Source organism: Longimicrobium sp. (assembly GCF_035474595.1).
Lineage (GTDB): Bacteria > Gemmatimonadota > Gemmatimonadetes > Longimicrobiales > Longimicrobiaceae > Longimicrobium.
Genome location: NZ_DATIND010000046.1, coordinates 140729 through 163916 on the forward strand (window position 1 = coordinate 140729; position 23188 = coordinate 163916).

At 68.7% G+C, this 23188-nt stretch carries 16 protein-coding genes and 1 pseudogene; 14 read left to right on the forward strand and 3 right to left on the reverse strand.

Features of this window, described 5'->3' with window-relative positions:
• Nucleotides 1-189: 189 nt before the first annotated feature.
• The gene (locus VLK66_RS08470) at nt 190-1383 is read right to left on the reverse strand and encodes a serine hydrolase domain-containing protein (RefSeq protein ID WP_325308959.1); all 1194 of its coding nucleotides are present in this window, start codon (nt 1381-1383) and stop codon (nt 190-192) included.
• A 284-nt stretch (nt 1384-1667) separates the two neighbouring features.
• Here VLK66_RS08470 and VLK66_RS08475 point away from each other — a divergent pair.
• A pseudogene (locus VLK66_RS08475) lies at nt 1668-1772 on the forward strand (phage integrase N-terminal SAM-like domain-containing protein); the annotation flags it as partial.
• A gap of 567 nt (nt 1773-2339) precedes the next feature.
• Here the strand turns inward: VLK66_RS08475 and VLK66_RS08480 are convergent.
• Entirely contained in the window at nt 2340-2687 is a 348-nt protein-coding gene (locus VLK66_RS08480) for a hypothetical protein (RefSeq protein WP_325308960.1), read from the reverse strand.
• Nucleotides 2688-3104: 417 nt separating this feature from the next.
• Here VLK66_RS08480 and treS point away from each other — a divergent pair, with 417 nt between their 5' ends.
• From treS to VLK66_RS08500, 4 genes are all read left to right on the forward strand, one after another.
• A complete protein-coding gene (gene treS / locus VLK66_RS08485; RefSeq protein WP_325308961.1) occupies nt 3105-6386 on the forward strand; it encodes a maltose alpha-D-glucosyltransferase in 3282 nt (1093 codons plus the stop codon).
• Nucleotides 6383-7747 carry a hypothetical protein gene (locus tag VLK66_RS08490; protein ID WP_325308962.1) on the forward strand — a complete coding sequence of 455 codons (1365 nt, stop codon included), beginning with the start codon at nt 6383-6385 and terminating at the stop codon, nt 7745-7747. The genes treS and VLK66_RS08490 overlap by 4 nt, the downstream gene beginning before the upstream one ends.
• A gap of 231 nt (nt 7748-7978) precedes the next feature.
• A complete protein-coding gene (gene tnpA, locus VLK66_RS08495) occupies nt 7979-8392 on the forward strand; it encodes an IS200/IS605 family transposase (RefSeq protein ID WP_325308963.1) in 414 nt (137 codons plus the stop codon).
• A gap of 239 nt (nt 8393-8631) precedes the next feature.
• Nucleotides 8632-9201: a hypothetical protein gene (locus VLK66_RS08500; RefSeq protein ID WP_325308964.1), complete on the forward strand. Its 570-nt coding sequence runs from the start codon at nt 8632-8634 to the stop codon at nt 9199-9201.
• A gap of 102 nt (nt 9202-9303) precedes the next feature.
• Here VLK66_RS08500 and VLK66_RS08505 read toward each other — a convergent pair whose 3' ends face one another.
• Complete coding sequence (locus tag VLK66_RS08505) at nt 9304-10728, reverse strand: AMP-binding protein (protein WP_325308965.1); 1425 nt, start codon at nt 10726-10728, stop codon at nt 9304-9306.
• A 239-nt stretch (nt 10729-10967) separates the two neighbouring features.
• Between VLK66_RS08505 and glmM the strand changes: the two genes are divergently transcribed.
• From glmM to VLK66_RS08550, 9 genes are all read left to right on the forward strand, one after another.
• Complete coding sequence (glmM, locus tag VLK66_RS08510) at nt 10968-12338, forward strand: phosphoglucosamine mutase (RefSeq protein WP_325308966.1); 1371 nt, start codon at nt 10968-10970, stop codon at nt 12336-12338.
• Nucleotides 12339-12712: 374 nt separating this feature from the next.
• Nucleotides 12713-14575, forward strand: coding sequence for a glutamine--fructose-6-phosphate transaminase (isomerizing) (gene glmS, locus VLK66_RS08515; protein WP_349260496.1), 1863 nt, complete (start codon nt 12713-12715; stop codon nt 14573-14575).
• A gap of 369 nt (nt 14576-14944) precedes the next feature.
• Nucleotides 14945-15556, forward strand: coding sequence for a bacteriocin fulvocin C-related protein (locus VLK66_RS08520; RefSeq protein WP_325308968.1), 612 nt, complete (start codon nt 14945-14947; stop codon nt 15554-15556).
• A 259-nt stretch (nt 15557-15815) separates the two neighbouring features.
• Nucleotides 15816-15962 carry a hypothetical protein gene (locus tag VLK66_RS08525; protein WP_325308969.1) on the forward strand — a complete coding sequence of 49 codons (147 nt, stop codon included), beginning with the start codon at nt 15816-15818 and terminating at the stop codon, nt 15960-15962.
• 174 nt (nt 15963-16136) lie between these two features.
• Nucleotides 16137-18053: a Xaa-Pro dipeptidyl-peptidase gene (locus tag VLK66_RS08530; protein ID WP_325308970.1), complete on the forward strand. Its 1917-nt coding sequence runs from the start codon at nt 16137-16139 to the stop codon at nt 18051-18053.
• 140 nt (nt 18054-18193) lie between these two features.
• On the forward strand, nt 18194-19933 hold the full coding sequence (locus tag VLK66_RS08535) for a DUF4268 domain-containing protein (protein ID WP_325308971.1): 1740 nt from the start codon (nt 18194-18196) through the stop codon (nt 19931-19933).
• Between the two features lie 127 nt (nt 19934-20060).
• A complete protein-coding gene (locus VLK66_RS08540; protein WP_325308972.1) occupies nt 20061-21221 on the forward strand; it encodes a hypothetical protein in 1161 nt (386 codons plus the stop codon).
• A gap of 8 nt (nt 21222-21229) precedes the next feature.
• Entirely contained in the window at nt 21230-21511 is a 282-nt protein-coding gene (locus VLK66_RS08545) for a ubiquitin-like small modifier protein 1 (RefSeq protein ID WP_325308973.1), read from the forward strand.
• 461 nt (nt 21512-21972) lie between these two features.
• Entirely contained in the window at nt 21973-23187 is a 1215-nt protein-coding gene (locus VLK66_RS08550) for a hypothetical protein (RefSeq protein WP_325308974.1), read from the forward strand.
• Nucleotide 23188: the final 1 nt, after the last annotated feature.

The window sequence follows — 23188 nt, forward strand, 5'->3', positions numbered from 1 at the left end:
ATACGGCGACAGCGCTGCTGCCGGACGTCGAGACCAATCTGGTCGGGGACCCTGCGCATGCGGAAATGAACAAGGCGGCCAGCGCAATTGCCCGTTTCATCGGCACTTCTCCAGGGGAAGTTGATCGGACTCGATGATCGGAGCAATCAATGGTCCTACGGTGCGCTCTGGGGCGCTCTGCGGCTCATGTCATTGGAAGGTCGAAAACAGGTCGTGCGTCGGAACCGAAGTGACGCCCGCAAACGCATTCCATAGCGCGGCATCGACTTCGACTTCGAGATTGGCTGTCAGGGAGCGCGTGTTGAAGAGACCGACCCACGAGAAGTTGTTGTACGTGCGCACGAGTATGCTCGTCGTGCCGGGCAACGTTCCCGTGTGCCACCAGGTCGCGTCGCCCTTGGTTGGGCGAACCCACCACCCAAATGCGTAATAGCACGCGCCACCGGCACATTGGTCGGGGCCGCTGCCGGTCATCTGCGCGACGAGTTCAGGCCTGAGGATGTCCGGACGATTGGCGCGGCCATCGACGCCGCCCAGGAATCGCAGGAGATCAACGGTCGACGATACCCAGGCGCCGCTTGCATCACCCGCTTCGAGGTGGAAGCCGCCATAGTTGAGCGGCACGAGGCCTTCGCCCGGGAAAACGGAAGGCACCAGCGGCGCGTTCGCGCCGAAGCCGGGGAAGTAGTACTTCACTTCGCCCGCGAGCGCGTCGGCCATGCGCGACCTGCCCTGCTGCGTGCGATTGGCGCCCACGGGCTGCAGCACGCGGCTGCGCACGTACTGCTCGTACGGCATGCCGCTCAGACGCTCGATCACGCGGCCGAGGATGATGTAACCAAAATTCGAGTAGGCGAACTTTTCGCCCGGATTGAAGTCGAGCGGCATTCCCTTCATGTAGCGGATCAACGTTTCACTCGACGCCGGCGCGGGCGCGTTGACCGCGGCTGCAGCGATCGCCGGCCGATCTATCGGGTCGAATCCACCATCCGGCTTGTTACGGTCCCAGCCCCCCGTGTGGTTGAGCAGGTGCCGAATGGTGATCTGCTCCCATCGCGGATCGACGGTCGCCCCCGGTGCGGGCTTGAGGTCCGCGATGAGTGGCGCCACGCGATCGTCGAGCTTGAGCTTGCCCTCCTCGACGAGCTTCATGATGGCGGCGCTGGTGAGCGTCTTGGACACGCTGGCGATGCGGAACAGCGCGTCCGGGTGCACCGGCGTCTTGTTCTCGACGTCCGCGTAACCGAAGCCGCGCGCGTAGATCAGCCTGCCGTCGTGCATCACGGCAACCGCGCCACCGGGAATGTTGTACTTCCGCATGAAATCGGGAATGACCTGATCGTACGACTCCATTCCCGGCACTGCAGCCCCGGTGATCGGCATCTCCTGCTGCGCCGGAGGCGTAACCGGGGGAGAGGCAGGCGGCGTGGTCGGCTCTCCGCCGCAGGAAAGCAGAACGGCGAGACAAGCGGTAGCCCCGGCGCCGCGGGACAGGCCAGGCCAATCACGACGTGAGATCATGCGGTTTCGCCTTGTGGTCGATCGTGGTCAACCGGTTTCGCAGTGGTTCCACTTCATGAACGCGCCGGGCACAACAAGTACTACACGTCGCAGCCGCCGGGCTGTGTCTGCGCGACATAATGGGGTTCCGCGCGAGGCCGGTGCCCCACGGCAAGCGGCACCCGCGCGAGATGGGGGCGCGCGAGATCCAGGCGTTCCTCACCTGGCTCGCGGTCGAGCGCAACGTGGCCGCGTCCACGCAGAACCAGGCGCTCTGGCCACGCCGGCGTGCGCGCCACCTTGATCTACACCCACGTGCTGAACCGCGGCGGCCGCGGCGTGCGCAGCCCGCTCGATCTCGCCTGAAGGACGGAGAGGCCCCGGTCGAAACGCCTCGCAAGGGCCCGCTTCCTGCGTCGCCGCCCGCGCGCTATTCTGACGCACCAACCATCCCGGCGCCCCGGCGCCGGGCTTCGTTTCGGGACCGGAATTCGGACATCGCGAGGAACGCCCGTGAGCGACGACCCGCTCTGGTACAAGGACGCCGTCTTCTACGAGCTGCACGTCAAGGCCTTCCAGGACTCCAACGGCGACGGCATCGCGACTTCAACGGGCTGATCCAGCAGGCTCGAGTACGTGCAGGAGCTGGGGGTCGACGGCATCTTACGTTTTCGAGCCTGTGAGGGGCCGGTTAAGAGGATCGCAGGCCACGATGCCCGAGCAGTCGAAGGACCCCACGCCCGCAGCCGCTGCGGCGAGGAACGTCCAGCCCAGTCGCTGAAACTTGGGCATCTTGGGATCCTTTACACGCTTCGTGGACCCCGAGAGAGAACTAGAGACTAGACGAGAATCACGAATGGGAAAGCACTAATTTTTTCGACCAAGGACCAGCCCGAGACATCACGTGCGATCACTAGGATATCGGGTAGCTCAGTGCCTCCAGGAACATGCTTTAGCGAGAAATCTTCTGGCAGATCAAAGTTCCCATTGCTATCGGGCGTTGGATTTCTCACCACATCACTCCCGTTTTTGTCTGGCACATTTTGGATTGTGATGGTAACGGGCTGGCCCGGCGTGTAGCCATGTCCTTTGATACGCAGGGTCACCTTGGTTTGGAAGCGTTGCGTGGAAAGGGTCAGCGTTGCCCCCGCCGGAGGTTCCTGGCAAGCAGCTCCAAGAAGGAGCATGCTAGCTCCGATCAGGTATGAGAGGGCGTGAGGTCTCATGACTTCTCCTGGACGGGGAAATAAACGGGAAAACGCTAAACACAGCAGTCCTGGCTATCGCTGCCGAATGGAAGTCGGTGCGAACGCTGTGCCGCGTTTCACTACCTCCCAGAATTCTGCCAACGCGTTGGTAGTCTACGGTTTAGAATGACAAACCAAGTCGCCTTCACGCGCAGATAGTCACTTTGGGACATTGCTGCCACTGTTTGGTGTCCCATCTTTGAGCGCGAGTCGCTTGACTCTGGCTTGAACCTCCCCAAGCACGCTTCCTGCGTCGGCCGAGGCACGCTATTCTCACGCAGGCACAACCATCCCGGCGCCCTGGCGCCGGGCTTCGTTTCGGGACTGGACTTCGGACCACGCACGCAGGGGAAGCCCGTGAGCGACGACCCGCTCTGGTACAAGGACGCCGTCTTCTACGAGCTGCACGTCAAGGCCTTCCAGGACTCCAACGGCGACGGCATCGGCGACTTCAACGGCCTCATCCACCGCCTGGATTACGTGCAGGAGATGGGCGTCGACGCCATCTGGCTCCTCCCCTACTACCCGTCTCCCCTGCGCGACGACGGGTACGACATCGCCGACTACTGGAACATCCACCCCAGCTACGGCACCGTCGACGACTTCACCCGCTTCATGGAAGAGGCGCACCGGCGCGGCCTCAAGGTCATCTCCGACCTCGTCCTGAACCACACGTCGTCCGACCACCCGTGGTTCCAGCGCGCGCGCCGGGCGCCGAAAGGCAGCCCGGAGCGCGACTGGTACGTGTGGAGCGACAGCGACGAGCTGTACCGCGAGGCGCGCATCATCTTCACCGACACCGAGCCCAGCAACTGGACGTGGGACCCGGTGGCCGGGCAGTACTACTGGCACCGCTTCTTCAGCCACCAGCCGGACCTGAACTGGGACAACCCGGCGGTGAAGGAGAAGATGTTCGAGGTGATGGAGTTCTGGCTGGACCGCGGCCTGGACGGCTTCCGCGCCGACGCGGTGCCGTACCTGATCGAGCGCGAAGGCACCATCTGCGAGAACCTGCCCGAGACGCACGAGATCCTGAAGGAGTTCCGCACGCGCCTCGAATCGAAGTACCCCGGCCGCATCCTCCTGGCCGAGGCCAACCAGTGGCCCGACGACGTGCGCCCGTATTTCGGCGACGGCGACGAGTTCCACATGGCGTTCCACTTCCCCCTCATGCCGCGGATCTTCATGGCGGTGCGGCAGGGGATCCGGCAGCCGATCGTGGAGATCATCCGCCGCACGCCCGGCATTCCCGAGAACTGCCAGTGGTGCATGTTCCTGCGCAACCACGACGAGCTCACGCTCGAGATGGTGACCGACGACGAGCGCGACTACATGTACCGCGAGTACGCGCAGGACGCCCGGATGCGCATCAACCTGGGCATCCGCCGCCGCCTGGCGCCGCTGATGGACAACGACCGTCGCAAGATCGAGCTGCTGAACTCCATCCTCTTCACCATGCCCGGGTCGCCCATCATCTACTACGGCGACGAGATCGGGATGGGCGACAACGTGTGGCTGGGCGACCGCGACGGCGTGCGCACCCCCATGCAATGGACGCCGGACCGCAACGCCGGATTCAGCCGCGCGGAAGCCGCGCGCCTCTATCTCCCCGCGATCGCGGACTCGGTGTACGGCTTCCAGGCGATCAACGTCGAGGCGCAGCAGAAGTCGCCGTTCTCGCTGCTGAACTGGACGCGGCGGCTGATCCGCGTGCGCAAGCAGCACCACGCCTTCGGCCGCGGCTCCATCACCTTCCTGGAGCCGGAGAACCCGCACGTGCTGGCGTACATCCGCGAGCACGGCGAAGACGCCATCCTGGTCGTCAACAACCTGTCCGGCGCGGCGCAGGCGGTGCGGCTCGATCTCACCCGCTTCACCGGGCACGTTCCCGTGGAGCTGCTGGGCGAGACGGAGTTCCTGCCGGTCGACGAGACGCCCTACGCGCTGACGCTGCAGCCGTACGGCTTCTTCTGGTTCGCGCTGCGGAAGGCGCGCGCCGGGGCCGAGCTGGAGATCCACCCCGAGGTGGCGCGCGAGTGGGCCGAGCAGGACGCGGAGATCCTGGAGAGCACCGCGAGCGTAGCGGGGATGATCGACGCGCTGCCGCACGAGTGGATCCAGCGCCAGCGCTGGTTCCGCGGCAAGGCGCGCGAGATCGCCTCCGTCGAGCTGGCCGACCACGCCGTCCTGCGCCCCGAGCGCGCGCCGCACGTGCTCGTCGCGCGCGTCCGCGTGCGCTACCGCGAGGGCGACCCGGACGTCTACCTCCTCCCCCTCTCGCTCCGCCCCAGCGCGGTGCCGGGCGAGGCGAGCGAGCCCATCCTCTCGCACGCCACCGAGCGCGGCGACGTGCGGGTGTACGACGCGCTGGTGGACCGGCGCGTGGCGGGGGCGCTGCTGGACCTGGTCCTTTCCGAGCGCACCGTGGCCGGGGTGAACGGGCGCTTCTGCGGGTGCGCCACGCCGGGCGCGGGCGACCGCTCGATCCGCGGCCCCGCGCGGCCGATGGGGGCGGAGCAGAGCAACACCTCTATCGTGTTCGGCAGCGAGTACGTGCTGAAGGTGTTCCGCAAGCTGGAGGCGGGGATGAACCCCGACCTGGAGGTCACCCGCTTCCTGGTGGAGACCGCCGGCTTCCGCTCGCTCCCGGCGCTGGCGGGGTGGATCGAGTACGAGGGGACCGACGGCGTGAAGTCGTCCGTCGGCGGGCTCTTCCGCTACGTGGAGAACCGGGGCGACGCGTGGAGCGTGGCGCTGAAGGCGATGGAGCGCTTCCTGGGCGCCGCCAGCCGCAGCGCCGCCGACCCCGACACGCCCACCGGACGCGACGCGCTGTACCGCATGGCGGGCGACTTCTTCCCCGCTGTCCGCCGGCTGGGGGAGACCACGGCGCGCCTCCACCTGGCCCTGGCGGCGGAGACGGCGGACGCGGCGTTCGCGGCCGAGACGGTGGGGCACGACGACGTGCGGCGCTGGGCCGACGGCTTCCGGCGGCAGGTGGACGGCGTGCTGGGCGAGCTGTCGCGGCGGCTGGACGCCATGCCGGGCTTCTTCCCGCGCGAGCTCCAGCCGGGGCTGCAGCGCGTGGTGCGCATGGCCAACGACCTGCGCCTGCGCGGCGAGGACCTGGAGGTGCTGGCCGACAGCGGGAGCGTAAAGGTGCGCATCCACGGCGACTACCACCTGGGCCAGGTGCTGCGCGGCGCCACCCCCGCGCCCGACGGCAACGAGTGGTACGTGATCGACTTCGAGGGCGAGCCGGCGCGCTCGCTGGAGGAGCGGCGCGCGAAGTTCTCGGTGCTGCGCGACGTGGCGGGGATGCTGCGCTCGTTCGACTACGCGGTGCGGATGTCGCTGCAGGGCTTCAAGGTGGACGACCTGCGGGTGCGGATGGCGGTGGAGCGCTGGGCCGAGGCGTGGCGCAACGAGGTGCGCTCGCTCTTCGTCTCCGCCTACCGCGAGACGCTGGGCGAATCCTCCGTCGTTCCCCGCGACCTGAACGCGCTGCTGCGGGCGCTCGCCGTCTTCGAGCTGGAGAAGGCCGTGTACGAGCTGGGGTACGAGATGAACAACCGGCCCGACTGGATCTGGGTGCCGCTGCAGGGCGTGCTGGCCATCACGGGGGAGGGCGCCGCGTGACGCCGCCGCTCATCTACAACCTCTTCCCGCGCCTGGTCGGGCCCACGTCGCGCTGGCCCGAGCACGCGGCGCGCGCGGCGGCCATGGGGTTCGACTGGCTGTACGTGAACCCGTGGCACTACCCCGGCTTCTCGGGGAGCCTGTACGCCATCAAGGACTACCGACGGCTGAACCCGCTCTTCGTCCCCCAGGGCGCCGACCCCGAGTCGCTGGAGCCGCTGCGCGACGCGCTGTGGAAGATCCGCGACGGGCGGATGAAGCCGGTGATGGACCTGGTCGTGAACCACACCTCCAAGGACTCGCCGCTCATCCGGCAACATCCGGAGTGGTACCGCTGGGGGGATGACGGGCAGGTGCGATCTCCCTTCGTCCGCGACCCCGACGACCCGTCGAAGATCACCGTCTGGGGCGACCTGGCGGACATCGACAACGAGCCGCCGGCCGGGCACGAGGAGCAGTGGGCGTTCTGGGCGGAGATCGTGCGCGAGTCGGTGGAGCTGGGCTTCCGCGGCTTCCGCTGCGACGCCGCGTACAAGGTGCCCGCCGCGCTCTGGCGTCACCTGATCGAGGCGGCGAAGTCCGTCGACCCCTCTGTCGTCTTCTTCGCGGAGACGCTGGGGGCGCCGGTGGAGGATGTGGCCGCGCTGGCCGGCGCGGGGTTCGACTACTTCTTCAACTCCAGCAAGTGGTGGAACTTCAGCGAGCCGTGGGCGCTGAAGCAGCACGAGGACTTCCGGGCCATCGCGCCCTCCATCGCCTTCCCCGAAAGCCACGACACGCCGCGGCTGGCGGCGGAGACGAACGGTGACGAGGCGGTGCAGCGCCAGCGCTACGCCTTCGCGGCGGCGTTCAGCGCGGGGGTGATGATGCCCATCGGCTACGAGTTCGGCTTCCGCGCGCAGGTGGACGTCGTCCGGACGATGCCGACGGACTGGGAGCGGCGGTGGATGGACCTGCGCGGCTTCATCGCCCGCGTGAACGCGCTGAAGAAGGCGCACCCCGTGCTGCACGGCGAGGGCGTGCTGCGCGCTCCGCGCGGCATCTACGAGGACACGCTGGTGCTGGAGCGCCGCGCGTCGGACGCGCCCGCCGCGGCGAGGGGATGGATCCTGGTCAACAAGGTGTGGGCGGAGCCGCGCGAGGTGCGCCTGGCCGGCATCGCCCCCGAGGCGCTGGCGCCGGGCTACCGCCTCTTCCGCGTCTGCCGCGACGGCGCGCCGCAAACCGGCGAGCCCGTGCGCGACACCGTCTCCCTCGGCCGCGCCGAGGTCGCCTACGTACTCCCCGAGCTGACCGCGACGGAGTCCGCCCCCGCCACGCCGGCCGCGCCGGCCACGCCGCCGCCGGTGCTGGACGAATAGCGGCGTCCCAATCCCCCCACTGCACCGGCGACTGAAGTCGCAGCAACAACTACGGGAAGCCTCGCAAACTGCGCGAGGCTCACTCCTCCACGCCGGGGCTTCGGTGCGGCGCCCTGAGGTGATTGCCTCGCCAGGGTTGCACCGGCGACTGAAGTCGCAGCAACAACCACGGGAAGCCTCGCAAACTGCGCGAGGCTCACTCCTCCACGCCTGACTTTCGGAGAGTCTCCGATGCGAACGCCGTGGACCGAGGTTTACCTGCATGTGGTGTGGAGCACGTGGCGGCGGCAGCCGTTCATTTCGCCGGAACTGCAGCAGCGGGTCTTCGGCGCGCTCGCGCACCAGTGCATGTCGCTCGATGCCGATGTCATCGCCATCGGCGGAATGCCGGACCACGTGCACGTGCTCGCGCGGATGCCGACGACAATCTCGATTTCCGAGTTCGTGCGCCGGTTGAAGGGAGCGTCATCGCACCTCGTCACCCATGTTCTTCGTTCCCCCGAGCCGTTCAAGTGGCAAGGTGGATACGGCGCCTTCAGCGTCTCGAAGCGCCATGTCCCGGTTGTCCGCGACTATGTTCAGAACCAGGAGCAGCACCATCGCGAGGGTACGACCCATCTCGCCTTTGAACGGACAGGTGAGTAGCGCGAAGATGCCGGCCCCCACAGCCTCGCGCAGTTTGCGAGGCTTCCCGTAGTTGTTGCTGCGACTTCAGTCGCCGGTGCGATATCGGCTGACGAGCATCACCTTCGATTCCGCGCCCTCGATCCTCGGTTCCAGCACCTCGTGAGAAATCGCGTGTGCCCCTCTGGCGCGGACGTTGCCGAACCATCCTTCCGTCCTGCCGCCCAATGGCGGGCGGCGCGCAACGGGAGGATGAGGCGATGAGGTACGACCGGGGATACGGCCGCGACTACGGCGGCTGGCAGGGCGGCCCGATGGGCGGAATGCCGCGCTACGATTCGATGTTCCGCGGGCGCGAGCGGCACGCGGGCCCGCCGCAGGGCCGCCGCGGGCGCGACGCGGGGCGGGTGGGGTGGCGCGACATGGGCGCGCAGACGGCGTTCGGCGGACCCGCCCATCCGTCGCAGAACCAGCGCGTGGCGCCGGGAGAGACCGACTTCCTGGGGCGCCCCTACTCGCGGCAGGCGCTGGACGACCGGCCGTGGGGGCTGATCGAGCAGGAGCGGATGCAGACCCACATGCAGGGCTACGACCGCGACTTCGGCGGCTACGATGCCGGCTTCCGCGGCCGCCCGCGCGGCTACGACCGCGGTTTCCAGCGGGGCTACGATCGCGGCTACGGCGCGCGCGGCCCGTACCAGATGGACGGCCGGCCCGAGGACTACCATCCGCACATCATCCCCGACAGCGACGAGGCGGGGATGGACGTGCACCGCTACGGCCACGGCCGGGAGATGCGCTACACCAGCAACTGGACGCGCTGGTTCTGATCTCCTGAAAAGAAGCAAATCACATGGAGGGAACGGAGGTAACGGAGGAACTGCGATGAGTCCTCCGTCACCTCCGTTCCCTCCGTGTGATTCGATTCCGTTTCAGTGCTCGATAACGATGACGCCCGGCTGCTTGTACGCGGCGAGGCGTTCGCGGCAGATGAGCTTCACCGCGGCCTCGTCCAGCTCCGCGCCCGGGGCGGCGGTGACGGTGACCACGACCTCGTTCTCCTTCACCGGGTCCGGCGCGGAGGTCACGCACACCTCCGCGATGCGCGGGTCGGCCAGCAGCGCGCGCTCCACCTCGCGCGGGTAGACGTTGAAGCCGCCGCGGGTGAACATGCGCTTCTGCACGCCGCGGAAGCGCACCGCGCCGTCGGCCTCGGCCACGCCCAGGTCGCCGGTGCGGAAGGCGTCGTCCCAGAACGACGCCGGGTCGCGCCCGTCGTCGCCCACGTAGCCGGCAAACACGCTGGCGCCCTCCACGCAGATCTCGCCCGTCTGCCCCGGCGGCACCATCTCCCCGCGCGGGTCGCGAATGCTGACCTCCACGCCGGGGAAGGGGTAGCCCAGCGTGCCCGGGCGGTTGGGCCGGTCCACGCGGTTGAACAGCGCCACCGGCGAGCACTCGGTGATCCCGTACCCCTCGCGCAGCGGGATGCCGAACGTCTCCTCGAAGCGCCGCGCCACCTCGGCCCGCAGCGGCGCGCCGCCGCAGATGGCCGCGCGCAGGCTGTGCCTGGGCACGCCCTGCCGCTCCGCCGCGGAGACCAGCGCCACGTACATGGCCGGGACGCCGCAGACCACCGTGGCGCAGTCGCTCTCCATCAGCGCCAGCGTGCGCGCGGGGTGGAAGCGGTCCACGGGCACCACGCGCGCCCCGGCCGACAGCGGCGCGTTCAGCGTGGCCGTCAGCCCGAAGGCGTGCACCCAGGGGAGGAGGCCGAGGACGCAGTCGTCCGCCGTCAGCTGCATCGCCTCGACCACGCCGTGCAGGTTGGCGCCCAGGCTGCGGTGCGTGAGCCGCGCGCCCCGCGCCCATCCGTCCATCGCCGAGGTGTAGATGACCACGGCCTCGCGGTCGCCGCGCGCCAGGCCGCCGTCCTCGTGCGCGTCGGCCAGGCGCCGGTCCCACGCCGTCTCCAGCGCGCCGTCGGCCGCGTCCACGCAGAGCTTGGGAATGCCGGGGGGAACCAGGTGCTCCAGCGCCTCGATGGTCACCACGCCGCGCGCCCGCGAGTCGGCCAGGTACTCGGCGGTCTCGCGGGGGGAGAGGAGGGGATTCAGCAGCACCGCGCTGGCCCCGGCGCGCAGCGTACCGTAGAAGGCCGTGGGGAAGGCGGGAACGTTGGGCAGGAGGAGCCCCACGCGGCCGCCGCGGATCCCCAGCTCGGCCAGCCCGTCGGCGAAGTCGCGGACGCGGCACTCGAGCTCGAAGTACGTGGCGGGCGCGTCGGCGGCCAGCGCCATGCGCTCGGGCGTGGCGCGGGCGGCGGCGGCCAGCAGGGTGTCCAGCGGCTGCGTCATCGGCCTTGGGATGTGGGTCCGCTCGGGCGCGTACGGCGCGCCAACCTACCGTTCGGCGTACCGAACGCAAGACGAGAACCGTTCTTGCATACGCCCGCGGGCCGGTGCCGCCATGTGTTTGGCTTGACGGAAGATGCGGGGCCGCCGACATTCACCGCCCTGTCGCGCCCCGGCTCGCTGCCCGCGGCGCGACTTTTGTCCCCGCGATCTTCAACGACACTGCCAACCCACGGGTGGGGATGCTGGATACTTCGAAGCTGATGGTGAGCGTCTCGGGCGTGCGCGGCCGCGTGGGCGACGGGCTGACGCCCGAGGTGATCGCCTGGTTCGCCGCGGCGTTCGGCGCCTACGCGCGCCGCCGCGGGCCGGGAACCACGGTGGTGATCGGCCGCGACAGCCGCGTCTCGGGCGCCATGTTCGCGCGCGCCGCCACTTCCGCGCTGCAGGCCGCCGGCTGCGACGTGGTGGACGTCGGCATCGCGCCCACGCCCAGCGTGCAGCTGGCGGTGGAGGAGCTGAAGGCGGCGGGCGGGCTGGCCGTGACCGCCAGCCACAACCCCATCGAGTGGAACGCGCTGAAGTTCATCGGCCCCAGCGGGATGTTCCTGGACGCGGAAGAGAGCGCCGAGATGCGCGCGCTGCTGGAGGGCGACATCCCCCGCGCCACCTGGAAGGAGCTGGGCGGCTGGCGCGAGGACCCCGGCGCGGTGGACCGCCACGTCCAGCGCATCCTCGCCATCCCTTTCCTGGACGTGGAGAAGATCCGCTCGATGCGCTTCCACGTGGCGCTGGACTGCGTGCGCGGCGCGGGCGGAACCATCTTCCCGCGTCTTCTCGAAGCGCTCGGCTGCACGGTGGACGCCATCAACCTGGAGACCGACGGCCTGTTCCCGCGCGAGCCGGAGCCCATCGCCGAGAACCTGGGGGAGCTGGAGGAGCTGGTCCGCCGCACCGGCGCCGTCGTCGGCCTGGCGACGGATCCGGACGTCGACCGCCTCTCGCTCGTTTCCGAGCAGGGGAAGGCGATCGGGGAGGACTACACGCTGGCGCTGGCCTCGACGCTCGTGCTGCGGCACCGGCCGGGCGCGCTGGTGACGAACCTCTCCACCAGCCGCCTGATGGACGACGTCGCCGAGGCGGCCGGGGTGCGGCTGTTCCGCGCGCCGGTGGGGGAGATCAACGTGGCGCGGCGGATGCAATCCGAGAGCGCCACGGTGGGCGGCGAGGGGAACGGCGGGGTGATCCTGCCCGACGTGCACCTGACGCGCGACGCGCCGGTGGCCGCCGCGCTGATCCTGCAGCTGCTGGCGGAGACGGGAAAGCCGCTGAGCGAGCTGGCCGCGGGGATCGGCCGCTACGAGATCGTAAAGGAAAAGCTCCCCCGCCCAAGCCAGCCGCTGGACGCCGTCTACGACGCGCTGGCCGCCCGCTTCCCCGACGCGGAGGCCGACCGGCAGGACGGGCTTCGGCTCTCCTGGCCCGAGCGGAAGAGCTGGGCGCACCTGCGTCCCTCCGGCACCGAGCCGATCGTCCGCATCATCTGCGAGGCCCCGACGCGGGAAGAGGCGCAGGGGCTGGTGGAGACGTTGCGGGAGGCATTGCCCGAGTAAAAGTGCCTAGTGCCTAGTGCCTAGTGCGCGGCGGCCGTGTCGGTGTGACACGGGAGATGCCCAGGCTGGAGACGCGCCCGGTGAACGGACGCTCCGGCGCCCCGATGTCGTACCGGCCAAGCGGGCGCCGGACACCCCCGAAAACCCACTTGGCACCAGGCACTTGGCACTTGGCACTGCCGTTTTCTCCGGACGGCCTGAAGATTGAAATGAGGTTGGACGGGCCGCCGGGGGCCCGGCGCCGTTGGCAACAGTCGTATCGTTGCCTACGGCGCGCGCAGCCCGGCCCCCGCGCAGCGGGGGACATGCCCGAATCCGCAGTCGGCAGTTCGGTCTGGCACTTCTAGACACACAATCCACGCGAAGGACGCGCTATGTGCGGGATCGTGGGATACATCGGTAACCAGCAGGTCGCCCCGCTCCTGATCCAGGGGCTGAAGCGGCTGGAGTACCGCGGGTACGACTCGGCGGGGATCGCCGTGGCGAAGAACGGCACGCTCGCGGTCCGGAAAGAGGCCGGGAAGATCGCCGAGCTGGAGAAGATGATGGCGGCCGACCCGGTCGAGGGCGTGTACGGCATCGGCCACACGCGCTGGGCCACGCACGGCCCGCCCAACCAGCGCAACGCGCACCCGCACGTGAGCGAGGCGGGCGACTTCGCGCTGGTGCACAACGGGATCATCGAGAACGCGCAGGCGCTGAAGCGCAAGCTGCTGGAGCGCGGCCACACCTTTTCCAGCGACACCGACACCGAGGTCCTGGTCCACCTGATCGAGGACATCTTCAACACCGGCGTGGCCGAGGACGGCGGCCGCGCCGGCAAGCTGGAGCGCGCGGTGGAGGCGGCGCTGCAGCAGATCGAGGGGACGTACGGGATCGCGGTGATTTCGTCGAAGGACCCGGGGAAGATCGTGGCCGCGCGGCTCGGCAGCCCGCTGCTGGTGGGCGTGGGCGAGAACGGCCAGACCTTCGTGGCCAGCGACGCGGCGGCGGTGATCGCGCACACCCGCGACGTGATCTACCTGGACGACGGCGACATGGTGACGGTGACGGAGAAGGGGTACACCGTGCACCGCCACAACCAGGGCCCGGTGAGCCGCCCCATCAGCCGGGTGGACTGGGACCTGGACGAGGTGGAGCGCGGCGGCTACGCGCACTTCATGCTGAAGGAGATCATGGAGCAGCCGGAGACGCTGCGCGCCACCATGCGCGGCCGGCTGCTGGAGGAGGAGGGGAACGTGAAGCTGGGCGGCCTGACCGGGATGGACCACGAGCTCCTGGAGACGGAGCGGGTGATCATCCTGGGGTGCGGCACCAGCTGGCACAGCGGGTTGATCGGCGAGTACATGCTCGAGGACATCGCCCGCGTGCCCACCGACGTGGAGTACGCCAGCGAGTTCCGCTACCGCCGCCCCGTGGTGGAGCCCAACACGCTCACCATCTCCATCTCGCAGAGCGGCGAGACGGCCGACACGCTGTGGGCCATGCGCGAGGCCAGGAGCCAGGGTGCGACCACGCTGGGGATCGTGAACGCTGTGGGATCGACGATCGCGCGCGAGACCGACGCCGGCGTGTACCTGCACGCGGGGCCGGAGATCGGCGTGGCGAGCACCAAGGCGTTCACCAGCCAGGTCGTCGTGCTGGCGATGATGACGATCCACCTGGGGCGGCTGCGCGGGACGCTGACGGCCAGCCGCGGGCGCGAGATCGTGCGCGCGCTGCAGCAGCTCCCCGAGCAGGTGGCGCGGCTGCTGGAGCAGGACGACGACATCAGGCGGCTGGCGGAGGAGTACAAGGACAGCCGCAACTTCCTGTACCTGGGGCGCGGCTACAACTTCCCGGCGGCGCTGGAGGGGGCGCTGAAGCTGAAGGAGATCAGCTACATCCACGCGGAAGGGTACCCGGCCGCGGAGATGAAGCACGGCCCCATCGCGCTGATCGACGAGCAGATGCCGGTGGTGGTGATCGCCCCGCGCGACGCCGTGTACGACAAGGTGCGCAGCAACATCGACGAGGTGAAGGCACGCGGCGGGTGCATCATCGGCGTGATCAGCGACGACGACACCGAGCTGGAGCAGGTGGTGGACCACGTGATCCGCATCCCGCGCACCCACGACGCGCTGACGCCGATCCTGGCCAGCGTGCCGCTGCAGCTGCTGGCCTACCACATCGCCGTGATGCGCGGCACCAACGTGGACCAGCCGCGGAACCTGGCCAAGAGCGTGACGGTGGAGTAGGCCTCGCACTGTACCCCAGGGTACGCACACGAACGGGGGGGAGAGATCGCACGATTTCTCCCCCCCGGTTTCGTTTGAGCCGGCCGTCAAAGCAATTCTTATTTCCCAAAACGGGCGAATAGGAATCGGGTCCTTGGATCAGGAGCGGGATGCTTCGCGGGTTGCCCGCTCCCGTACATCTAGGATCATTGGTGAGATACAGGCGAAATTCCGTTCATTGCCGTTCGTTTGGAGACTAATCACATTTACATATTTATTGACGATTTAAGATTGTTCGTCTATCCTGGGAGAACTGGCCGGAACGCCGGTCGGAGCGCCGGGGCCACGTGGGTCCGGCGGCGAACATCCTTCTCACCAGGAGGTGTCCCCATGCGGAAGCGACTTCTTGCTCCCCTCGCCGCGGTGCTGTTCACCGCCACGCTGGGCGCCGCCACCCGGCCCGGCGATCCGCCCGCGTGCGTGGTGGCGCGGCGGTGGGTGGCGGCGCACCGCAATGCGCTCCCCACCACGCTCCCCGCGCTGTCGCGCCAGCCGATGGCGCGCCGCCGCGCCATCTACGACGTGCTTCCCGCCGCCACGCGTGCGTCTCTCTGGCGCCAGCAGCTGGAGGATGTGCTGCGCTCCAACGCGTCGCTCACCGGCGCGCAGCGCGCCACGTTGCGCGAGATGATCGCGCAGCTGCCGACGCTGGTGCGGCACAACCCCGACGACGCGGCCAGCCTGGCGCTGCGCAACCGGCTGATCCGCGAGTTCGGCAGCGACGGCTACCGCCAGATCTTCGGCACCTTGGGGCCGCCCTCGGCAGAGCGTAACGCCAGCGGCGTGCTCCTGCCGATCTGCGCCTGCGATCGCTTCACTCCCTGCCCGGAGGGCAGTACCTGCAGGATTGCCCTGTGCAGCGGCAACTCCGGGTGCGGCCCGTTCTGGAGCGACCAGTGCACGGGCTGGTGCAAGTACGCAGTGACCGAAGCGGAGCGGTGAAACCACGCTCCCGGCGAGGATTTCCTCGCCGGGAGCGCCTGTGTTCCGGGCGGCGTAGCTGCAATTGCAAGGACGAAGTGCTGCGTAACACCAGAGCATCCAGCGAAGATTCCGCAGCGCGGGTGGACACGCACGGGCGACGAGATCATCGGTCACGACGAGCACGGGCTACCTTTGTGACGAGCCGAAGGCGAGCGCGGGCTGCATCATCGCCGCGACCAGCGAGGACGACACCGAGCTGGAGCAGGTGGTGGACCACGTGATCCGCATCCCTCGCACGCACGACGCGCTGACCCCGATCCTGGCCAGCGTGCCGCTGCAGCTGCTGGCGTACCACATCGCCGTGATGCGCGGCACCAACGTGGACCAGCCCCGGAACCTCGCCAAGAGCGTGACGGTGGAGTAGCGATCGACGGCTGGGTTGGAGGAGTGAACGGAGACCAATGAAGGGAGCAGGCGAGCTCGGTTCGCCTGCTCCCTTTTCGCACCGGCACGGAATCGGTAAGCTTCACGTCCGCCCGCTTGCCCGATTTTCGCCGCCCGTCCTCCCTGGCTGAACGAACACGGCTGACACATGCTCATGACTCGATCATTCTCGCGCCGCGCCGGCATCGCCGTAGCGCTCACGCTGTTCTGCGCCGCGCCGCTTCGCGCGCAGAACGGTGCCGGACCCGTCTTCGTGAACGGCATGGCGCAGGTCGTTCCGGCGTTCGCCGATTCCACGCAGTGGATTCGCCAGAATCTCTGGGTCGAGACGGACTTCGACTCCGATCGCGATGGGCGCAACGATCGCGTGCACGTGGACGTGACGCGGCCTCGCCAGACGGAGACCGAGGGGCTGAAGGTGCCGGTCGTGTATGGATCGAGCCCCTACTATGCCGGCGTCGCGCGCACGAACGTGTTCTGGGACGTGCGCCAGGAGCTCGGCCAGCCCTCGCCGCCGCGCGGGAAGATGCTCGCCGCCCCGTACGATTCGATGCGCACGCGCATCTCGAACCAGCTCGTGCGTACGTGGGTGCCGCGGGGCTTTGCCGTGGTGCATTCGGATGCGCCGGGCACCGGGCGCTCCCAGGGATGCGTGACGATCGGCGACACGCCGGAGCGCACCGCGATGAAGTTCGTCATCGACTGGCTGAACGGACGCGCGAGGGGCTATACGACGCCGGCCGGCGCAGAGGAGGTGTCGGCGATGTCGTGGTCGACGGGGAAGGTGGGAATGATCGGCACGTCGTACGAGGGCACGCTGCCGCTCGCCGCGGCTACCACGGGGGTCGCGGGACTCGAGGTCGTCATCCCGGTCTCGCCGAACACGTCCTACTACCACTACTATCGTTCGAACGGGCTGGTGCGTTCGCCGGGCGGGTATCTCGGCGAAGACATGGACGTGCTCTACGACTTCGTCGCCAGCGGCAATCCCGCCACGCGCGTCGTGTGCGACCGTCTCTGGAAGAACGGCGTATTCGCCGCGGGACAGGACCGCGCGACCGGCGACTTCAACGACTTCTGGGCCTCGCGCGAGCTGCTGCCGTACGTGGGGAACATCCGGGCGGCGGTGCTGCTCGCGCACGGGCTCAACGACTTCAACGTGATGCCGTCGCACAGCGTGCGGATCTACGAGGCGATGAAGGCGCGCGGACTGCCCGTCTCGCTCTACCTGCATCCGGGCGGTCACGGGGGCGATCCGCCCGCCGACATGGTGAACCGCTGGTTCACGCACTACCTGTACGGCGTGGACAACGGTGTCGGCAGCGACCCGCCGGTGTGGATCGTGTCGAGCACCGCCGTCGATTCGGCCATCGCGAAGGCACGCAGGTCGGGCGGGCGTGCCACGATGCCGGCGCCGGTTCCGTTCGCGTCGTTCCCGGTCCCGGGCTCCGCACCTGTCCGGCTGTATCCCGCGGGTGACGGCAACGGCATCGCCTCGCTCGCCCTTCGTCCCGCGCGAGGGGTCGACTCCATCGTCGACGACGCCGCCGTCTCCGGGAGCGCCAATGCCGGCGCGTCACGCTCGTCCCATCGCCTGCTCTTCGCGACGGCGCCGCTCACCGATTCGCTGCACATCTCCGGGACGCCGCGCGTCACGGTGCGCATCGCCGTCGACCGGCCCGCGGCAAACCTCAGCGTGTGGCTCGTGACGCTGCCCTACGACCCGGCGCCGACCGGCTCAGCCAGCCACGCGGGCGTGGTGACGCGCGGGTGGGCCGACATCCAGAACCATGCGTCGCTCACGCGCGGCGGCGTCTACGACTCCATGCGCCGCGGCGAGCCGCTCGTTCCGGGCAGGTACTACGACCTGACCTTCGATCTGGAGCCGGACGATCAGGTCATCCCGGCGGGGAGACAGCTCGGGGTCATGATCATGTCCAGCGACCCGGAGTTCACGCTCTGGCCGGGGGCGGGAACGCGGCTGACGGTGGATCTCGCGGGGACGTCGTTCTCGGTGCCGGTCGTGGGCGGCGGCGCGGCGCTGGAGCGCGCGGGCGGCGTGCGGCGGTAAGGCTGGGCTGCTGTTGTCGCAGGTCGAAGTAGTATAGGGCCGCCGCGTACACCGGCGGCCCTTTTGCATCGAGATCAGAGTGGCGCCCGAGGCATTTGAGAGGGAATAACTTTGGCTGAATTCTATCGGGGATTGTTGCGATGCCTATTCCGATCCACCACTTGACCCAGGACCAAGCCCCGCTCGTCTTTGTCGCTCCTGGCGATAATCTCGAAGACGCTGTCGGGAAGATGATCGAACATGATTTCAGCCAGCTTCCCGTGGTGGAAAATGGGCGGCCTTACGGAAAGCCGGCCAGCTTCGTTACGAGCAGTTCCGTCGCCCGTGCTCTGCGCATCTTCCGATCGCCGCTTCACCATCTCCGGGTGCGAGACGCAGTCATTCCCGCTCCAACCGTTCTCTCGGATGATGACGTATTCGCAAAGATGGATGATCTCCTCGATGCTTACGCGGTTCTGGTGCTGAACCCCGATGGCACGATCGCGGGAATCGTTACCAACTACGATACCACACAGTACTTTCGCCGCCGCGCGGAAGACGTGCTCCTGGTCGAGGACATCGAAACCACGCTGAAGGACCACATCAGGAGTGCGTATGGCGGAGACGAAGGGGATCCCGACGGACCACTCAGCGCAGCCGTAAATTCGCTCAGCACTCCAACCGATTCGATTCGTGAGACATGCCGCAAGAGCTTCCGGCGCTTCTGTGGACTGAAGTTGATTCAGGTCACGGAGGCGGACGTCTCCGAGTTTGTCGAGCGGTCAGTCGGGAAAACGTCGGCAGAGCGAAAGTTTGAGGATCTCTCGCTATACGAGTACATCGAGCTGGCGTGCCGCTCGGATGCCTGGGAGCGTTTAGGAGTGGTGTTCGGCGTCCCCGTGACCGCATTCCGGGAGATGCTTGACGATGTCCGAAAGACCCGGAACAAGCTGATGCATTTCCGGGCCGACGTCGACGCGGTCGAGCGCGACCGGCTGAGATTCTGCGCGGAGTGGTTCAAGAACCATCCACCCGTGATGATGGAGACTGCCAGGGAAGAATCGGGCACCGAAGCTTCGGCCAATATTCCTGTTCCATCCGGAATGGAGGATGGCCTTCAGTACGTCGAAGATGCCTCCGCCGGTACGGAGGCCGGATACACCGGGAGTGACATCGTCGACAGCAAATACGCTCCGCTCGCGAGGCATCTGGCGCGGCTGCCGCGTTCCCTCGAGCGTGTCGCTCTCACGTTCGGCGAGATCGAGGAGATCATCGACGCCGAGTTGCCAGCAGCCGCTCGCGATCATCGCGCCTGGTGGTCGAACGATACGACCGCCCACGTTCAGTCCGCGCAGTGGCTGGATGTCAACTGGCGCGTTGTTTCGATCAACATGACGAACGAGCGGGTGGTGTTCGCACGTGCGCGAGATCGGGAACGCGCGTACATCCATTTCTTCAGCATTGTGCAGAACCGGCTACGAGAGACGAACCTGCCGCTGGCTTCGGCGAATCCCCTCGGCCAGAATTGGATCCCTATCATCTATTATCACGGTACCGGCCTCACCCTGGTCCTGTCGTTCGCCCGTCGCCGGCGATTCCGCCTGGAGTGCTACATCGATACCGGGGATGGGACCAGCAACACTGAGCTTTTCCGGCAACTCCACGCCCATCGGGACTCTCTCGAAGCGGTGATCGGCTCCACGCTCGAATGGGAGCAACTTGATAACCGCCGGGCCTGCAGGGTCGCCTTGTACACGTCCGGGTCAATCAACGATGACTCTGTGGATCTCGAGAAACTCGTAGAATGGGTGGCCGAGAACGCTCCGCGAATGCATCGGGGGCTCGCGGAACTCATCCCGCTCATTACGGGTGTGGATGATCCCTTCGCCAATCCGGAGTGATTAATCAAACGACTCCCTTGGCTTCCGCACGTCCGATCATTACACTGCGCACTCCACCGCAACCATCCCGATCGCGACCGACTGACCCGCGTCGGCTCGCAGTTCATCCTCCATCCGGAGTTCGCGCATGGATTCGAACGGCTCCTCCGCAGCGCCTCCGTCCGTCGCGTCCGCGGCCGACGGCCAGGTGCTGCTGATGGTGGGCACCATGAAGGGCGCGTTCGTGTTCCGCTCCGACGGCGAGCGGCGGGAGTGGCGGATGGAGGGGCCGCACTTCCGCGGCGAGACCGTGTACTCGCTGGCCTTCGACCAGCGCGGCGGGCGGCGGCGGATGCTGGCCGGCACGCAGAGCTGGCACTGGGGCAGCGTGGTGCGCGCCAGCGACGACCTGGGCGCCACCTGGAGCTCGCCCGAGCGGAAGAACGTGCGCTTCCCGGAGGACTCCGGACTGGCGCTGGCCAACATCTGGCAGCTCCGCCCCGGCCGCGCGAGCGAGCCCGACGTCGTCTACTGCGGCGTGGAGCCGGCGGCGCTCTTCGAGTCGCGCGACGCGGGCGAGACGTTCGAGCCCGTCGACGGGCTGCTGCACCACGAGCAGCGGCCGAAGTGGATGCCGGGCGGCGGCGGGCTCTGCCTGCACACCATCGTCTTCGACCACGCCGAGCCGCGGCGGATGGGCATCGCCATCTCCACCGCGGGGTTCTACCGCACCGACGACGGGGGCGAAAGCTGGCAGCCGCGCAACCAGGGCGTGCGCGCGGAGTTCCTCCCCGACAAGTATCCCGAGATCGGGCAGTGCGTGCACAAGGTGGTCAATCACCCGTCACGCCCCGAGCGGCTCTTCCTGCAGAACCACTGGGGGCTCTACCGCAGCGACGACTGGGGCGACAGCTGGACCGACATCGCCAACGGCGTTCCGTCGGACTTCGGGTTCGCCATGGAGATGCATCCCCACGACCCGGACACGGTCTACATCGTGCCGCTGGAGTCCGACGGGTTCCGCTGCGTTCCCGAGGCCAGGATGCGCGTCTACCGCACCCGCGACGCCGGCGCGTCGTGGCAGCCGCTGGCGAACGGGCTGCCGCAGGAGGGCGCGTACGAGACCGTGCTGCGCGACGCGATGTCCACCGACGGGCACCGCCAGGCGGGGATCTATTTCGGCACGCGGCTGGGGAAGCTGTACGGCTCGGCGGACGAGGGGGAGAGCTGGATGGAGATCGCCGACGCGCTGCCGCCCATCGTCTGCGTCCGGGCCGCCGTGCTGGGCGGCGCCGCGGCGGGGAGCTGAGAGGGGAGATGGGGATCACCATCGAGCTGCCGAGCGCGCTCCGCCCCTTCGCCGGGGGGAGCCTGGCCGTGACGCTGGACGAGCGCTGCGACACCGTCCGCGACGCGCTCGGCGCCCTGGCCCGCCACCACGCCGGCGTGGTCGACCGCGTGGTGGAGGAGACCGGCGAGCTGCGCCGCCACGTGAACGTCTTCGTCAACGGCGACAACGTGCGCTTCCTGGACGGCCTCGGCACGCCGGTGGGCGAGGGGAGCACGATCATCATCGTCCCCTCCGTCAGCGGCGGCTAGCGGCCGGGGACGGCGATTGGAGATGGACGGACGACGATGGCCCCGCCATGAGCAGCGGGGCCATCTCCATTCCGGGGTTCGGGAGGATCGGGTCGTGCACGGGACGTGGGATCCGCCTCGCGGCTCCGGAGGGAGATGGCAATCTCCCCCCATCGCCCCTCGCCCATGGGTGAACGCGTCAGGGGATGGAGATGCGATGAAGCTCCCCATCCCCCGGATGCCAGGTCCCATTATGTCTCGCCGGACCGGCGGGGATGAAGGCGGGCGGCGGCTCTTCGCGCGGACGATCCCGTCGCCGCCCTCGCGTCCGATGCGGGGCTTGTGCGGCAGGTATCTGGCGCCAAGAGATAGGCGGAGGTAAACTGCGCTCAGGTTTCGGATCCCTTCCCTTGCGCCCGACAATGAGCGAGCCAGCCCCTACCTTGCGCCGTCCGCGCAGCAGGCTTTCTCCCGCTCCCCCCATGCCCGCCGCGCGCCCCTCGCTGCTGGTGCTGGACGAGGTGCCGGAGGCGCGCGCCGCCTATTCGTTCTGGCGCATCCTCGCCGACCTGGAGGTGATTTCCACGCCCGCGCGCGACGACGGCACGCCCTTCGGCGGGGCGGACGCGCTGGAGCTTCCGGCGGAGCTGGGCGACGCGGCGCGCGTTCTCGCCGGGCGCGAGAGCCACGTCCCGGGCGAGGTGGCGGACGCCTGCGCGGCGGTGTGGGAGTGGGCGGAGCAGCGGGGAATGCCGGAGCTGGCGCTGCAGTTCGCCGAGGCGGCCGCGCGGCTGGAGCCGGACAGCTCCGCGCGCGCCGCGACGGCCGGGCGGCTCTGCCGGCGGCGGAGCGAGCGCATCCGCGGCACCCTCTGGTTCCGCCGCGCGGCGCGGCTGGCGCGGGTGAGCCACGCGAAGACCGCCGAGGTCGACTTCGCCATCGCCCACCTGGGGTGGGGAAACCTGGAAAGCGACCTGGGGCGCTTCGGCGAGGCCGAGAAGCACGCCGACAAGGGGCGCCGCGCGGCGCTGCGCGTGGGGCGGCGGAGCCTGGCGGCGTCGGCATACCACGACCTGATGACCATCCGCATCCACTCGGGGCGGCTGGACGAGGCCGCGGCCCACGCCCGGAGCGCGGTGGCCTTCTACAAGCCCGAGCACCCGCGCGTCCCCGCGCTGGCGCACGACATCGCCTTCCTGTGGGCCTGCCGCGGGTTCTTCTCCAGCGCCGCGCCGCTGTACGACGCGGTGCTGCCCTTCATCCACCTGGCCGCCGAGCGCGTGGTGGTGCTGGCCAACCAGGCCCGCGCGGCCGGCGCCTGCCGCGACCGGCTGCGCTACGAGCGCGCCTACCAGGCGGTGGAGCGGCTGCGCCAGGCGGGCGAGACGGTGCCCGCCAGCGCCTTCTACCACCTGGCCGAGGGGTGCCGCTCGTTCGAGGAGTGGAACCGCGCCGAACAGTGCTGCCTGCTGGCGCTGCGGCTGGCCGGCGAGCGCGGGAACGCGCTCACGGTGGCCCAGGCGCAGCAGCTGCTGGCCGGCCTCCGCGTGCGCGCCCCCGGCGACCGCGACGTGGTTCCCCCCGAAGGCGGCGAGGTGGACCTCGTCCGCGAATCCCTCCTCCGCAAGCTGCGGAAGCACGCCCCGGGCGCCAGGCCCAGGGCGGTCCCGCCGGAGAAGTATCCCATCGAGCAGTAGC

Bases quoted from the DNA above. Each gene is read 5' to 3' on its own strand.
- VLK66_RS08535 (WP_325308971.1), top strand. From the start codon at position 18,194: ATGCCTATTCCGATCCACCACTTGACCCAGGACCAAGCCCCGCTCGTC.
- VLK66_RS08540 (WP_325308972.1), top strand. From the start codon at position 20,061: ATGGATTCGAACGGCTCCTCCGCAGCGCCTCCGTCCGTCGCGTCCGCG.
- VLK66_RS08470 (WP_325308959.1), bottom strand. From the start codon at position 1,383: ATGCCGATCACCGGGGCTGCAGTGCCGGGAATGGAGTCGTACGATCAG.
- VLK66_RS08550 (WP_325308974.1), top strand. From the start codon at position 21,973: ATGCCCGCCGCGCGCCCCTCGCTGCTGGTGCTGGACGAGGTGCCGGAG.
- VLK66_RS08480 (WP_325308960.1), bottom strand. From the start codon at position 2,687: ATGCTCCTTCTTGGAGCTGCTTGCCAGGAACCTCCGGCGGGGGCAACG.
- VLK66_RS08500 (WP_325308964.1), top strand. From the start codon at position 8,632: ATGAGGTACGACCGGGGATACGGCCGCGACTACGGCGGCTGGCAGGGC.
- glmM (WP_325308966.1), top strand. From the start codon at position 10,968: ATGCTGGATACTTCGAAGCTGATGGTGAGCGTCTCGGGCGTGCGCGGC.
- glmS (WP_349260496.1), top strand. From the start codon at position 12,713: ATGTGCGGGATCGTGGGATACATCGGTAACCAGCAGGTCGCCCCGCTC.
- VLK66_RS08530 (WP_325308970.1), top strand. From the start codon at position 16,137: ATGACTCGATCATTCTCGCGCCGCGCCGGCATCGCCGTAGCGCTCACG.
- VLK66_RS08520 (WP_325308968.1), top strand. From the start codon at position 14,945: ATGCGGAAGCGACTTCTTGCTCCCCTCGCCGCGGTGCTGTTCACCGCC.
- VLK66_RS08505 (WP_325308965.1), bottom strand. From the start codon at position 10,728: ATGACGCAGCCGCTGGACACCCTGCTGGCCGCCGCCGCCCGCGCCACG.
- VLK66_RS08545 (WP_325308973.1), top strand. From the start codon at position 21,230: ATGGGGATCACCATCGAGCTGCCGAGCGCGCTCCGCCCCTTCGCCGGG.
- tnpA (WP_325308963.1), top strand. From the start codon at position 7,979: ATGCGAACGCCGTGGACCGAGGTTTACCTGCATGTGGTGTGGAGCACG.